We start from the raw sequence: 14,679 nt of genomic DNA, 5'->3' as shown, positions 1-14,679 counted from the left end.
AAAAAGCGCTGAATGATCAGCGCTTTTTTTCATGTTCAGGCGGCATTATGAGGGCGATGCGTCACGTCGCCACGCCCCTTCAGCAATCCCTCAACGGAAACATCCTCGTCCCACGCGTCTCAAAGCTGACGCGTTTAGCCGAAATACTCATGCCAAGCCTCCAAAAACAATGCCTGATAGGTATCAACCAGAATTTCGCTTCGCCTCAGCGTCTCTGATATGGATATGCGATATCTATCCGTTACTTCAACGCCTTCAGCAGATCCTTGCGCTGGGTTTCCAGTGCGGTGACGCGGTTGCACACGTCATGACCGAAGTTCTGGAAGTCCTGCTCCTGGTTGTTCCATTCGTTCTGGATCGCCTTCTGCAAGCCGCCCAAATTGCCCATGATCGCCTGCAGCGGGTTGCCGCCGCTGTTGGCGGCCTGTTTGACGCCCATCTCGTTCAGGCTGTCCTGCAGCACGCCGCCCATGCTCTGCTGCACGATGTTGCGGCCGTCCTGCTCCACCTGGTCGATCGCCTTGTGGTGGAAGGTCAGGCCGTCGCTGCGGTGCTCGATGATGCGGTTCATCTGCTGTTTCAGTTGGCCATTCAGGGTGGTCAGCCGGTTGCGCACGTTGCTGTTGCTACCCAGCTCTTTAACGATCACTTTATCCAGCGCTGCGCGGGCTTTCTCCAGGTGTTTCTGCGCGCCGTCGTCGATCCACGGCAGTTGCTTGCGCAAGGCGCTCTGGTAACTGAAGGCTTTCTGCCGCTGGCTGTCGTTCAGGCTCAGCGCCTGGCCGTTGCGGATCACGTCGCCATCCGGCGATATTTGCAGATCGCCGCTGGCGCCTTTCACCTGCACGCTCTGCGGGCTGATGATCACATCGTCCTGGGGTTTAACGCTGCACTGGTACTCGGCGTGGGCCTGCGCGGCAGTCGCCGCCAGCAGCAGTAAGGCTAACCCGGTTTTCTTCAACATAGCTTCTCCTGACTCCCATCCAGACTGGGATTAAAAAATCGAACGACCGATACGTTGAGACAACAGTTCCAGCGCCGCAGTTCCCGCCAGCGAGTTGCCGGAAGCATCCAGTTCCGGCGACCAAACGACGATCGACAGTTCGCCCGGCACGATGGCCACGATGCCGCCGCCCACGCCGGACTTGCCCGGCATCCCCACCCGATAGGCGAATTCGCCGGCGCCGTCGTACATGCCGCTGGTCATCATCAGGGCGTTGATCTGCCGCGCCTGCAGCGGGCTGATCACCGCCTCGCCGCTGAGATCACGACCGTGATTGGCCAGATAGACGAAGCTGCGCGCCAGTTCCACGCAGCTCATGCGCAGCGCGCAGTAGTGGAAATAGGTTTGCAGCACGGTGATGACGTCGTTTTCGAAGTTGCCGAACGATTTCATTAGATAGGCGATGGCCGCATTGCGATCGGAGTGTTCGAACTCGGAGCGCGCCACCCGCAGATCATAGGCCAGGTCGTCTTCACCGGCCAACTGACGCACCACCTCCAGCATACGCTGTTTGGGGGCGCTGAGCCGGGTTTGCAGCATGTCGCACACCACCAGCGCGCCGGGGTTGATAAACGGATTGCGCGGTTTGCCCTGCTCCATCTCCAGCTGCAGCAGCGAATTGAACGGCAGGCCGGAAGGCTCTTTGCCGACGCGCCGCCAGATCTCATGCTCCTGATAGCGCGTCAGCGCCAGCGTCAGACTCAGCACTTTGGAGATCGACTGGATGGAGAAGCGCTCCGCGGCGTCGCCGGCCTGGAACAGTTCGCCATCCACCGTACACACGGCGATCGCCAGCCGATCGGCGGGCACTTCCGCCAACGCCGGGATGTAGTCGGCCACTTTTCCCTGGCCAATCAGCGGGCGCACCTGTTGCAGGATCTCTTCCAGCAACGCGTTATCCAATGTTGTTACCACCTCGGTCACACTCCGGGCAAAACAAAGGCGCCGTTAAGGCACCTTAGATCAATAAAACGGCGCGGCGCGAAGCCGCGCTCATCGGGCAAGCGCGATCAATCCCACCAGATATCGAACAGATCGCTGACCTTAACGTCGGTCAGTTTGCGCGCTTCCAGCCAGTTTTTCACCAGTTCGCGATGCTCGTCGGTACAGTGGCCGATCTTCTGCAGGCAGATCAAACCTTCCCACTGCAGGTAGCCGCTGCCGTCAAACGCCAGACCGTTCGGCTCGATCACTTCATCGATGAAGGTATCCAGCGTGCTGTCGATATCTTCCACCGACGTGCCTTCGGCGAAGCGCCAGGCTACGGAGAAACCCAACTCCTGAAATTCTTCAATGTGCAACTTTTTACGTAAACGACGACTGCGGTTCTTAGCCATTATTCTTTCCTCTCAAACATCAAGTCCCAAACGCCATGTCCCAGGCGCTGGCCGCGTAATTCAAATTTCGTCAGTGGGCGCGAATCCGGACGCGGCACATAATCATTATCGCTGGAAAGATTACGGTAGCCTGCGACCCCGTTCATAACCTCTAACATATGTTCCGCATAAGGTTGCCAATCGGTGGCCATGTGGAAGACGCCGCCGGTCTTCAGCTTGCGCAGCACCAGTTCGACAAACGGCGTTTGCACGATGCGGCGCTTGTTGTGGCGCGCCTTGTGCCAAGGATCGGGGAAGAACAGCTGCACCATGTCCAGCGAGCCGTCCGGGATCATGTTTTCCAGCACTTCAACCGCATCGTGGCACATTACGCGCAGGTTGCTCAGCTTCGCCTCGTGGGCGTCGGCTAGGCAGGCGCCCACGCCCGGCGAGTGTACTTCGATCCCTAAAAAGTTCTGCTGCGGGTTGTTGCCCGCCATGGTCACCAGCGAGGCGCCCATGCCAAAACCGATCTCCAGCACCGTCGGCGCTTCGCGGCCGAACAGCGCGGCGAGATCGACAGCGTCAGCCTGATACTCCACGCCCATCACCGGCCAATAGTTCTCCAGCGCGTGCTGCTGGCCTTTGGTCAGCCGCCCCTGGCGGCGGACAAAACTGCGGATACGGCGCATCGCGCGGCCGTTCTCATCAAATTCCGGGGAGATGACGTCATTAATCATAGTGCTTTCTGTCTGTTTGGCTGCCAATTAGGGAAACGCGCATTATGCAAAGATACATTGGTTTAGCAAGTGTTCATCTTCTGTACCCGCCGTGCGGCGTCGGAAAGTTCCGGTTTACAGCATCATGACTCTATGCTGCAATCTCGCTTCATTTTCTGCCGGATAACGACTCTTCATGATGCAAGCACAACAATTCGCACAGGTGGTGCTTGACTGGTACCAGCGCTACGGCCGCAAAACCCTGCCATGGCAGCTGGAGAAAACCGCCTATCAAGTATGGCTCTCCGAAGTGATGTTGCAACAGACCCAGGTTGCCACCGTCATTCCTTATTTTCAGCGCTTTATGGCCCGTTTTCCCAACGTGCGCGCGCTGGCGGAGGCCCCGCTGGACGAAGTGCTGCATCTGTGGACCGGCCTCGGCTATTACGCTCGCGCCCGCAACCTGCACAAAGCGGCGCAGACCATTGTCGCACAGCACGGCGGCGAGTTCCCGACAACCTTCGCAGAAATCGCCGATTTACCGGGCGTCGGCCGTTCCACCGCCGGCGCGGTGCTATCGTTGGCGCTGGGCCAACACTATCCGATCCTCGACGGCAACGTGAAGCGCGTGCTGGCTCGCTGCTACGCGGTGGAAGGCTGGCCGGGCAAAAAAGAGGTCGAAAACCGGCTGTGGAAAATCAGCGAAGAAGTCACCCCGGCCCAGGGCGTCGGCCAGTTCAACCAGGCGATGATGGATCTGGGCGCCATGGTCTGCACCCGCTCCAAGCCCAAGTGTGAACTCTGCCCGCTCAACGTCGGCTGCCTGTCTTACGCCAACCACAGCTGGGCCAACTACCCCGGCAAGAAGCCCAAGCAGACCCTGCCGGAAAAAACCGCCTACTTCTTATTGCTGCAACACGGCGACCGCGTGTGGCTGGAGCAGCGCCCGGCGGTGGGCCTGTGGGGCGGCCTGTTCTGCTTCCCGCAGTTCAGCGCGCGCGTGGATTTGGAACTCTGGCTGCAGCAGCGCGGTCTGAAAGGCAAGCGCCTGGAACAGCTGACCGCGTTTCGCCACACGTTCAGCCATTTCCATCTCGATATCGTGCCGATGTGGCTGTCGCTCGACGCGGCAGGCAGCGGCATGGATGAGGGCGCGGGTCTCTGGTATAACTTAGCGCAGCCGCCGTCGGTCGGGCTGGCAGCGCCGGTGGACCGCCTGTTGCAACAGCTGGCGAAGCAGCCCCCGGTCCAACAAAACTTATATGGCGATAGCGCCATCGATGAGGAATTAGCATGAGCCGCACCATTTTTTGTACTTTCCTTCAACGCGACGCCGAAGGCCAGGACTTCCAGCTTTATCCCGGCGACGTCGGCAAGCGCATCTACAACGAGATCTCCAAGGAAGCCTGGGGCGAGTGGATGAAGAAGCAGACCATGCTGATCAACGAGAAGAAGCTGAACATGATGAACGTTGATGACCGCAAACTGCTGGAAGAGGAAATGATCAAATTCCTGTTCGAAGGGCACGACGTGCACATCGAAGGCTATACGCCGCCGAGCGAATAACGCTGTTGGGGCCAGGCGCTGGCCCGCTTCAATCCTCTTATACTTCTTCCAAACGGCTTTAAGATGAAGAAAATTTTAGCTTTGCTCGTAATAGCGCCTTTGCTGATCTCCTGTTCCGGCAAAAAAAGTGAAGAAATCAACGAAGCCTGGATCAAAGACACCAACGGCTTCGACATTCTGATGGGCCAATTCGCCCACAACATCGAGAACATCTGGGGTCTGAACGAAGTTCTGATCGCCGGGCCGAAAGACTACGTCAAGTACACCGACCAATACCAAACCCGCAGCCACATCAACTTCGACACCGGCGCCATCACCGTCGAGACCATCGCCACCACCGATCCGGCCGCGCACCTGCGCCAGGCGATCATCAGCACGCTGCTGATGGGTGACGATCCGGGTTCGATCGACCTCTATTCCGACGCCAACGATATCCAGATCAGCAAAGAGCCGTTCCTGTACGGCCAGGTGCTGGATAACAAAGGGGCGCCGATCCGCTGGGAATGGCGCGCGGCGCACTTCGCCGATTACCTGCTGCAAACCAAGCTGCAAAAACGCACCTCCGGCCTGCACGTCATCTACTCGGTCACCATCCAACTGGTGCCGAACCACCTGGACAAACGTGCGCATAAATATCTGCCGATGGTGCGCAAGGCGTCGGAAAAATACGGCGTGGACGAGTCGCTGATCCTGGCTATCATGCAGACCGAATCGAGCTTCAACCCGTATGCGGTGAGCGGTTCGGACGCGCTGGGCCTGATGCAGGTGGTGCAGCACACCGCCGGTAAGGATGTGTTCCAGATGCGCGGCAAATGGGGCACCCCGAGCCGCAGCTACCTGTTCGATCCGGAGAACAACATCGATACCGGCACCGCCTACCTGGCGATCCTGCAGAACAACTACCTGGGCGGCATTCAGAACCCGACCTCGCGCCGCTATGCGGTGATCACCGCTTACAACGGCGGCGCCGGCAGCGTGCTGCGGGTGTTCTCCAGCGACAGAACGCGCGCGGTGGGCATCATCAACGGCATGCAGCCGGGCGACGTGTACCAAACGCTGACCACCAAGCACCCGGCAGCCGAGTCGCGCCGCTATCTGGTGAAAGTGAATACCGCGCAGAAGAGCTACCGCAGAAAGTAGCGCTTCCCACGTGGATAGGAGAAGGGCCGGTGCGAACCGGCCCTTTTTTCATGGTTTGATCATATAGCCGAAGATGCGCTTCCAGCCGTGATCTTTTTTCTCGATGTAGACCCCCTGCAGCTCCGGCGAGAAGCCCGGCAGGCGGTTGATGCCCTCCTCGAGCGCCAGGAAGTAGCGCTGCACCGCGCCGCCCCACACTTCGCCCGGCACCACGCACAGCACGCCCGGCGGATACGGCAGGGCCCCTTCCGCCGCGATGCGCCCTTCCGCCTGGCCGATCGGCACCAGCTCGACGTTGTCGCGGATAAATTCCACGTTGGCGTCCTGCGGGTTCATCACCACCGGCGGGAAATGATCCTGACGGAACATCTCCTTTTGCAGCTGCTTAACGTCAAAGCTGACGTACAGATCGTGCATCTCCTGGCACAGCCGGCGAATGCTGTAGCCGCGGTAACGCTGCTCGTTCTTGCGGTACACCGTCGGCAGCACCACGCTCACCGGCGCATCCTCTTCGACATAGCGTTCGAACTGCGCCAGCATCTCCACCAGCTGTTCCATCTTGGCCGGGTTCTCCGCCGGGGTCAGCAGGAACAGGATCGAGTTGAGATCGCACTTCTCCGGCACGATGCCGTTCTCGCGCAGGAAGTTGGCCAGAATGGTGGCCGGCACGCCGAACTCGGTGTATTGGCCGGTCGCGGCGTCAATCCCCGGCGTGGTCAGCAGCAGCTTGCACGGATCGACCAGATACTGATCCTGGGCGTAACCTTCGAAGCCGTGCCACGTCTCCCCCGGTACGAAGGTGAAGAAGCGCGCGTCGTTGGCGATCAGATCGGTATCGTAATCCTGCCAGTCCTTGCCCGCCACCTGCAGCGGAATAAACGGCTTCAGCTGCGAGCAGCGCGTGAGCAGCTGTTTGCGCGTCTCGATGCCCAGCTTGACGCAGTCCATCCACATGCGGCGCCCGGCGGGGCCGGCGTGCATCTTGGCGTTGACGTCCAGCGCGGCGAACAGCGGATAGAACGGGCTGGTCGACGCATGCAGCATGAACGCATTGTTCAGATGCTTATGGTTGCAGTGGCGCTTTTGCCCTTTGATATGGTCGTCTTTCTTATGGATCTGCGAGGTCTGCGAGAACCCCGCCTGCTGTTTATGCACCGATTGGGTGACGAAAATGCCCGGATCGTGTTCGTCCAGCTCCAGCAGCAGCGGCGAACACTCTTTCAGCATCGGGATAAAACCTTCGTAGCCCACCCAGGCGGAGTCGAACAGGATGTAATCGCACAGGTGGCCGATGGTGTCGATCACCTGGCGAGCGTTGTAAATCGTGCCGTCGTAGGTACCGAGCTGAATGATCGCCAGCCGGAACGGCCGCGCCGCCGTGGCCTTCTCCGGCGCCACCTCGCGGATCTGCTCGCGCAGGTAGCGCTCGTCGAAGCAGCGCGCATCGATGCCGCCGATAAAGCCGAACGGGTTGCGGGCGGTTTCCAGATACACCGGCGTGGCGCCGGCCTGGATCAGCGCCCCGTGGTGATTGGATTTGTGGTTGTTGCGATCGAACAGCACCAGATCGCCACGGGTCAGCAGCGCGTTGGTCACCACCTTGTTGGCCGCCGAGGTGCCGTTGAGCACGAAGTAGGTTTTATCGGCGTTGAACACCCGCGCCGCATGCTTTTGCGCATCCTTGGCCGAGCCTTCGTGGATCAGCAGATCGCCCAGCTTAACGTCGGCGTTGCACATGTCGGAACGGAAAAGGGTTTCACCGTAGAAATCGAAAAACTGCCGGCCGGCCGGGTGCTTGCGGAAGAACTCGCCGCCCTGATGGCCTGGACACGCAAAGGTCGAATTCTCCATCTCGACGTAGGTCTTCAGCGTTTTGAAGAACGGCGGCAGCAGCGCCTGCTCGTAGGCGTCGGCGGCTGCCTCCAGCTGCGCCATGTAGAATGGCTTGCTGGCGCCGGCCAGCAGCGCGAAGACCCCGCTGACAAACGGCAGATAATCCGGGGAAAGATGCTCGTCCCCTTCTACCGCCACGAAGGTCGGAATATCGAACCCCGTCGCCTGCAAGCGCGCCAGAATGCCGGCATCCACGTCGGCGACCGACACCACCACCGCCGCCACGTCGGTGTAGTCCGTCTGCTCTACGCGCACGATCTGGCGCAGCGTCTCAATGGTGGCGACCAGGCTGGCGCTGGTTGCGATTTTCAATTCTTTCATCATGCTGACTCTCAAACGGTGAAGGATGAGGGTGTGCCACCGGCACGGTAATGAGATAACGCGGTTATCCCGGTAAAAGCGATACCCGGGCACGGCAGCATAAGCGGCGTGCGTGACCGCCTCATGATCGGGGACCATCAGGCAGCTATCGGGGGAACTGGTCTTGGCAGCGTCCGACAGGCATCAGTAAAATCAGGGCCGCAGCGCTGGCTTTACGCATGCCTAACAGCGAGCATCACGCGGCCTTACCGCATGATCGGCAGGCGTATTCGGACAGATGGCGTTCGGAGCAAGCAGAGACGGAACGGTGGCGGCGTCAGAGGTCTGGTGCGCGACAGCGCTTGAGCGACAAAACCAGTCATGCCAATAACCCTCTGACTTATAAGAAGCGGGAACACCGTCAGGGAACGGAGAGTGCTAAAATTTGCGCAATGATTGCATGATTCGTTACGAGGTTCAAGCGAGAATCATCTGGGTTGAGCTTGCGTTAACGCAAAGATAACGCGTTGTTATTTAACAACAAAAATAAAAAACAATATTGACAAAGTGGTATAAATACACGTTTTTTATGCATATTTATTGGGTACCGATATCGCCACAGGCTCTAGCGCTTCGGGTTCGCTGCCTGAAAATAGAGCAACCGATCGGCTTTGTGACAGAAAGCGATTGACGCCATCCGGCCAATACGGTTTAATGCGCCCCGTTGCCCGGATAGCTCAGTCGGTAGAGCAGGGGATTGAAAATCCCCGTGTCCTTGGTTCGATTCCGAGTCCGGGCACCATATTTAGAAGAACCCGCCTATGGCGGGTTTTTCGCTTTCTGAGATACGGACTCTCCATCGAACTGCGTTCGATTATTCGGCCAAGGGCCTCACCCTACGGGCCAGCGCTAAAGCGCTGTTCAACACGGCGCCAGCGCCGGTTGTCCGAGTCCGGGCACCATATTTAGAAGAACCCGCCTATGGCGGGTTCTTCGCTTTCTGAGATACGGACTCTCCATCGAACTGCGTTCGATTATTCGGCCAAAGGCCTCACCCTGCGGGCCAGCGCTGAGACCTTGAATACCGAGCAGAAGTGCTCCTGTTCCTATCTCTTTAACCTAAATCTCGGCCTTTATATTCGCAGTCTTAATTGATGCCCGCCCCCCTGGCCTGTGTTTACGGCACTGTATTATTTCCATTTGCGCCATAACCCGATCCTCCTTATTTTCGCCGTCATTTGAATTAATACGCAAACACGGGTTACGCAACAATGCGATTAATGTTTTCATTCTGCGCCTGATAAAAACCCACAGTCACAAACCGATAAAAACATTAAATAACAATCAATTAAACAGAGCCACACCACATAATCCCCTGCCGTTATTAAAAATAAACCAAAAATGCGGTCGGCACTCACCTTGTGATTTTTTGATAAATACCGTCCGTTGCCGCTGCTAATTTACCGACAGGCGTTCTTAAAACATCACATCGGTGAAGATCGTCATATCACCGTAATAGAACGCTTAATTTAGCCTGCTCACCCACTGATATTTTGGCCTTTTTTGGCTCTGGCATTAAACACCCGTTGAGAAAAAACATATGGAATATGGTTTATCAGACAATGGCGAACAGCCGGATCAACATGGCAAGGGCGTCAGCCGCAGAAATGTCTTGCTCGGCCTGGCGTCAACGCTTGTCGCCACCGCATTGGCCGGCGCCCCATTCCTCACGCTGGCGGAACAGCATACCGCCGCGCAAAACCCCCTGCTTTTTGCCCGTTTCTTCGCGCTCTCCCGGCAATTGACAGAACGTCAGGATATTGACCCTGGCCTTTCGGCTCGTATTTTCACTGCGTTGAGCCTCGCAAACCCGCAATTCTCATCACAGGTTGAGCGATTAAGCGCACGCGTGAAGGCCGGACAAAGCGCCCGGCAACTTCAGCAAATCGCCGGCCAACTGGGGCTCTCGGCATTGGTCTCGGCCATCGTCACCGCCTGGTATACCGGTACCGTGGGCCAGGGGGCAAACGCCAGTCTCATCGCTTATAAAGATGCCCTGATGTATCGCCCGGTTAAAGACGCCTTGATTGTGCCCACCTATTGCGGCAACGGCCCGCTTTGGTGGACCGCCGCCCCACCTGAGGTTAACGCCTTACTGCCCTCTGAGAGCTGAATCATGAAAAAACCGGTATTCACGGCTGATGGCGATGCCTCGGCCGATATTGTCATCGTCGGCTCGGGGATCGTCGGCGGCATGATGGCGGACCAGTTGGCCGGCCAAGGCTATTCCGTGCTGGTATTGGAGGCGGGCCTGCGTATCGATCGCGCGCAGGCCGTCGAAAACTGGCGCAATATGCCGTTTGATAACCGTGCGGGCTCCGATTTTCAAGGCTTGTACCCGCAATCAGCCTACGCCACCGCGCCGCTCTATTTTCCGCCAAACGATTATGTCGCGTTAAGTGGCCCAAGCGCGGACAGCTTTAAGCAGGGCTATTTACGCACCGTGGGCGGCACAACCTGGCACTGGGCGGCCTCCTGCTGGCGCCATCTGCCAAACGATTTCAAAATGAAAACGCTGTACGGGGTTGGCCGCGACTGGCCCATCGCCTATGACGATCTCGAGCCCTACTACTGCCGCGCGGAGGAGGCGATTGGCGTCGCCGGCCCAAACGATCCGGCCAAACAATCGCCTTCAGCACGCAGCAAGCCTTATCCCATGGATATGGTGCCCTGGGCCCACGGAGATACGCGCTTCGCCGAAGTGGTCAACCCGCACGGTTACCGCTCCGTACCGATCCCCCAAGGGCGCAGCACGCGACCATGGCAGGGGCGGCCCACCTGCTGCGGCAACAATAACTGCCAACCTATCTGCCCGATTGGCGCCATGTATAACGGCATCCATCACATCGAACGCGCCGAAATGAAAGGAGCGCTCGTGCTGGCGGAAGCGGTGGCGTACAAAATCGATACCGATGGACGAAATCAGGTTACCGCCGTGCATTGGCTGGACAATCAAAAGCGGTCGCACAAAGCCAGCGCCAGCGCGTTCGTCCTGGCATGCAATGGCATCGAAACCCCGCGCCTGCTGTTGATGGCCGCCAATGCGCAAAACCCGACTGGGATCGCCAACGGCTCCGATCAGGTTGGCCGCAATATGATGGATCACTCCGGCTTTCACTGCACCTTCCTGGCGAAAGAGCCGCTGTGGCCAGGACGCGGCCCGGCGCAGAGCAGCTGTTTGGTCGGCCCGCGCGATGGGGATTTCCGCAAGCATTACTCAGCCAACAAGATGATCCTCAATAACATCAACCGCGTTTTGCCGGCTACGCACCAGGCCCTGGCGCAGGGCCTGGTGGGGAAAGCGCTGGATGACGAGATCCGCCGCCGCGCGGCGTACGGCGTCGATTTGTCCATCAGTCTGGAACCGCTGCCCGATCCCAATAACCGTCTGACGTTGAGCGCAACGCGCAAAGACGCCCACGGTTTGCCTTGCCCCGACATTTACTATGACGTGGGGGACTATGTGCGAAAAGGGGCTGAAGCGGCGCACCGGCAGCTCAAGCATATTGGCCAATTGTTTGATGCCGATGAATTCAACATCACCACCAGCCTGAATGCCAATAATCACATTATGGGCGGCACCATCATGGGCAACGATGAGAAAAATTCCGTGGTGAACGGCGATTGCCGTGCGCACGATCATCCGAACCTGTGGCTGCCCGGCGGTGGCGCCATCCCTTCAGCCAGCGTGGTGAACAGCACGCTGACGATGGCGGCCCTGGGCCTTAAAGCGGCGGACGACATTGCCCGCAAACTGGCGGTGAAATCATGAGAAAACCTGCAAGGATAGCCTGGCTGGCGCTGCTCCTCGCGGCGGGCGGAGGCTCGGCGTTCGCCGCCGACGAAGGACCGTATTTCAGCGCCGAGCTGATTGAAAAAGGCGAGCGGCTCGCGGTAGCGGCGGACTGCCAGGCCTGCCACACCCAAACGGGAGGCGGCGAGCGATTTGCCGGCGGTTACAGCATCGCCACGCCGGTAGGCGTGATTTACACCACCAACATCACACCCGACAAGGAAACCGGCATTGGCCGCTACAGCGAAGCGCAATTCGCCCGCGCCGTGCGTGAAGGCATTCGCGCGGACGGCACCCCGCTGTACCCGGCAATGCCTTATACGTCATACGTCAAATTGAACGACGAGGACATCCACGCGCTGTACGCCTACTTTATGAACGGCGTCGCCCCCGTCGTTCAGCACAACAGGCGAACCGAACTGCCCTTCCCCTTTAACCTGCGCTTTATCATGCCGGCCTGGAACAGTTTGTTTCTGGAAGAGGGGCATTTCAGCGCCGACAGCAGCGAAGATGCGCAATGGAACCGCGGCGCCTACCTGGTCAACGGCCCTGGACACTGCGATACCTGCCATACGCCGCGCAACGTGTTACTGGCTGAATACAGCGGGCAACCGCTTTCCGGCGCCATGGTCGGCAGTTGGTATGCGCCCAATATTACTTCCGACCCGATCAGCGGCATTGGCGGATGGAGCCAGGTTGAGCTAATCCAGTATTTGAAAACCGGGCGCGCGGCGGGAAAAAACCAGGCAGCGGGGGGCATGGCGGAAGCGATAGAAAACAGCCTGCAATATTTGTCGGACGACGATCTGGCCGCGATTGCCGCTTACCTGAAAAACAGTCCGCCGATCAGAGATCGACGCGATACGCGGCCGGCAGACAGCTTTGGCAAGCCGTTCAACGTTGAACCCGAGCTGCGCGGCGCGCATCCGCCGACTGCCAACGAGACGGTGATTGACGGCGCCGCCTTGTTTAGCGGCAACTGCGCCAGCTGCCACCAACCCGACGGCAGCGGCAGTCAAAACCAGGCCTATCCATCGCTGTTCAACAACACGGCGACGGGCTCGCGCAATCCCTCCAATCTGATCTCGGCCATTTTGTTCGGCGTCGAGCGCCGCGTCGGGGATCAACATATCCTGATGCCGAATTTCGGCCCGCAATCCTATGTCAATCCCTTGAACGACCAACAGATTGCGGCGATCGGCAACTATGTCTTGCAACATTACGGCAACCCCGCGGCGCACGTCACCGCCGAAGACGTTGCGATCCTCAGACGAGGGGGCCCGGCGCCCTTGCTGGCCGAGATGCAGCCCTATATGGCCCCGGGGTTGGGCGGCGGCGCGCTGGCGCTATTGGCGGCCATCGCGTGGCGGGTGCGCAAACGCCGCGGCGCGTGATTCACGCCAATTAAAGCTCCCTACGCTGGCGGCCGCAGGGAGCTTGTCTGCCGGCGCGCAAGGCTCTGATGCCATACGCCAATGATGTGCTAAAAATAGGCCCCGCCGGCGTTTTGCACTATTTTGGTTATGTCTGCCTGTTCATTCTGGGCGGTGCCTCGCTACGACGATAAACCCTGTACACCGTTCGCCTCGGTCACAAAACACAGTCAATCACGCCAGGAGCCCGACCATGAAAAACGCAACGTTCCCCAGCATCGCCAAGTTTTCCTTTCTGTCTTTATTATTGCCGGCCTGGATCACCCAGGCCGCTCCCCCGCAGCCGCAGCCGGGCAGCACCGCGCAAATCGTTTTGATTGGCACCTGGACAGGGGAAAGAGACGGCGATCGGGTTCAGCCGCCCGTTTATCCCAGCCAGGGGATGTATCGGTTGGCGCTCAACGAAGACGGCAGCCTGCTGCCATTGAATCGCATAAAAATGGACAGCCCTTCCTGGATAGTTCTGAGCAAAAATCGCCAATTTGCCTATACCACCAATGAAACTCAGCAAGGCCAAATCAGCACGCTCAGGCTCGGCAAAGGCGGCGACCCGCAACGCATCAGCGGCATCGACTCGCAGGGACAAGAGCCGACGCATGCCGCCATCAGTCCAGACGGACGCTACTTATTGGCCGCCAATTACTCCAACGCCCCCGGGCATGCCAGCGTCATCGTGGCCCCCATTCTCCAGAACGGTGAACTCGGCGAGGTGCTGCAGCGCTTTCCCTTCACCAAGGGCTCAGAGGCCGTTGCCGAGCGGCAAGCCAGCGCCCATATTCACTCCGTCAACTTCACCCCCGACGGGCGCATGATGTACGCCGCCGATTTAGGTGGCGACATCATTCATGCCTTCTTCTACGACGCGGCAAATAAGGCCGCGCCGTTCAGGCTCGCGCCGGATTACGATTTGTCGTTTCCGCCGGGCACCGGCCCGCGACATATGATCTTTTCCGCAAATGGCAGATTCGCCTACGTGATCAGCGAAATGTCAGCGAATATTTTTGCCTACCAGATTAATAACGATCGGTTGGAGAACATCCAGACATTAGCGCTGACGGAAAGCACCCGCGCGGATGCAAAGGGCGGCGGCGGGCTGGCATTTTCCCCTGACGGAAAATACCTCTATGCGAGCAATCGCCAAAAAACCAACGAAATCGTGGGTTATAAAATTAACCCGGAGAATGGCAAACTCACGCTGATTGGCCGCACGCTTTCCGGCGGTATCGAACCGCGCGCTTTCGCCTTCGATAAAAGCGGAAAGTTTTTGCTAGTCGCCAATGTGTTTAGTAATAACGTTACCGTATTACAACGCGATCTGGATACCGGCGAATTATATGGCAACGGCGTAAGCGTCCAGATAGGTACGCCAACTGACGTTAAATTTATCCACGAGTAAATTATTGCTGCGGCAATCCGTTTGTCGCAGCGCCAACATCGATTCTCTTGCCCGCGAGCG

At 58.5% G+C, this 14,679-nt stretch carries 12 protein-coding genes, 1 tRNA gene and 1 pseudogene; 8 read left to right on the top strand and 6 right to left on the bottom strand.

Annotated elements, in window-relative coordinates:
* Positions 1-35: 35 nt before the first annotated feature.
* The 5 genes and pseudogenes from ACSBQV_RS17280 to trmB all read right to left on the bottom strand — a co-directional run.
* A pseudogene (locus ACSBQV_RS17280) lies at positions 36-119 on the bottom strand (DUF2442 domain-containing protein); the annotation flags it as partial.
* A gap of 122 nt (positions 120-241) precedes the next feature.
* Positions 242-964, bottom strand: a complete 723-nt coding sequence (locus ACSBQV_RS17275) for a DUF2884 domain-containing protein (protein ID WP_015379052.1) — start codon at positions 962-964, stop codon at positions 242-244.
* Between the two features lie 30 nt (positions 965-994).
* Positions 995-1,918, bottom strand: coding sequence for a glutaminase B (glsB, locus tag ACSBQV_RS17270; RefSeq protein ID WP_047575480.1), 924 nt, complete (start codon positions 1,916-1,918; stop codon positions 995-997).
* A gap of 95 nt (positions 1,919-2,013) precedes the next feature.
* A complete protein-coding gene (locus ACSBQV_RS17265; protein WP_004937412.1) occupies positions 2,014-2,340 on the bottom strand; it encodes a YggL family protein in 327 nt (108 codons plus the stop codon).
* A complete protein-coding gene (trmB, locus tag ACSBQV_RS17260; RefSeq protein WP_004937410.1) occupies positions 2,340-3,059 on the bottom strand; it encodes a tRNA (guanosine(46)-N7)-methyltransferase TrmB in 720 nt (239 codons plus the stop codon). Before trmB ends, ACSBQV_RS17265 begins: the two co-directional genes overlap by 1 nt.
* Positions 3,060-3,234: 175 nt before the next feature.
* On the opposite strand from trmB, the gene mutY reads away from it, so the two are divergent.
* The 3 genes from mutY (at position 3,235) to mltC (ending at position 5,744) form a co-directional block, all read left to right on the top strand.
* Positions 3,235-4,335: an A/G-specific adenine glycosylase gene (gene mutY, locus ACSBQV_RS17255; RefSeq protein ID WP_099784540.1), complete on the top strand. Its 1,101-nt coding sequence runs from the start codon at positions 3,235-3,237 to the stop codon at positions 4,333-4,335.
* Positions 4,332-4,604 carry an oxidative damage protection protein gene (locus ACSBQV_RS17250; RefSeq protein ID WP_004937404.1) on the top strand — a complete coding sequence of 91 codons (273 nt, stop codon included), beginning with the start codon at positions 4,332-4,334 and terminating at the stop codon, positions 4,602-4,604. Before mutY ends, ACSBQV_RS17250 begins: the two co-directional genes overlap by 4 nt.
* Before the next feature lie 63 nt (positions 4,605-4,667).
* Positions 4,668-5,744, top strand: coding sequence for a membrane-bound lytic murein transglycosylase MltC (mltC, locus tag ACSBQV_RS17245; protein ID WP_033644661.1), 1,077 nt, complete (start codon positions 4,668-4,670; stop codon positions 5,742-5,744).
* A gap of 48 nt (positions 5,745-5,792) precedes the next feature.
* On the opposite strand, the gene speF is transcribed toward mltC, so the two are convergent.
* A complete protein-coding gene (speF, locus tag ACSBQV_RS17240; RefSeq protein ID WP_434991475.1) occupies positions 5,793-7,958 on the bottom strand; it encodes an ornithine decarboxylase SpeF in 2,166 nt (721 codons plus the stop codon).
* 705 nt (positions 7,959-8,663) lie between these two features.
* On the opposite strand from speF, the gene ACSBQV_RS17235 reads away from it, so the two are divergent.
* From ACSBQV_RS17235 to ACSBQV_RS17215, 5 genes are all read left to right on the top strand, one after another.
* Positions 8,664-8,739: transfer RNA gene (locus tag ACSBQV_RS17235), tRNA-Phe, on the top strand.
* Between the two features lie 798 nt (positions 8,740-9,537).
* Positions 9,538-10,110, top strand: coding sequence for a sorbitol dehydrogenase family protein (locus ACSBQV_RS17230; protein ID WP_042785376.1), 573 nt, complete (start codon positions 9,538-9,540; stop codon positions 10,108-10,110).
* A 3-nt stretch (positions 10,111-10,113) separates the two neighbouring features.
* Positions 10,114-11,769 carry a GMC family oxidoreductase gene (locus ACSBQV_RS17225; protein ID WP_099784012.1) on the top strand — a complete coding sequence of 552 codons (1,656 nt, stop codon included), beginning with the start codon at positions 10,114-10,116 and terminating at the stop codon, positions 11,767-11,769.
* On the top strand, positions 11,766-13,184 hold the full coding sequence (locus ACSBQV_RS17220) for a cytochrome c (protein ID WP_046687810.1): 1,419 nt from the start codon (positions 11,766-11,768) through the stop codon (positions 13,182-13,184). The genes ACSBQV_RS17225 and ACSBQV_RS17220 overlap by 4 nt, the downstream gene beginning before the upstream one ends.
* Positions 13,185-13,416: 232 nt before the next feature.
* Entirely contained in the window at positions 13,417-14,619 is a 1,203-nt protein-coding gene (locus tag ACSBQV_RS17215) for a lactonase family protein (RefSeq protein ID WP_080273418.1), read from the top strand.
* Positions 14,620-14,679: the final 60 nt, after the last annotated feature.

This window comes from Serratia sp. B501 (assembly GCF_051172315.1).
In the GTDB taxonomy this organism is placed as follows: Bacteria; Pseudomonadota; Gammaproteobacteria; order Enterobacterales; family Enterobacteriaceae; genus Serratia; species Serratia ureilytica.
This window is presented reverse-complemented; position numbering and strand designations above follow the sequence as displayed.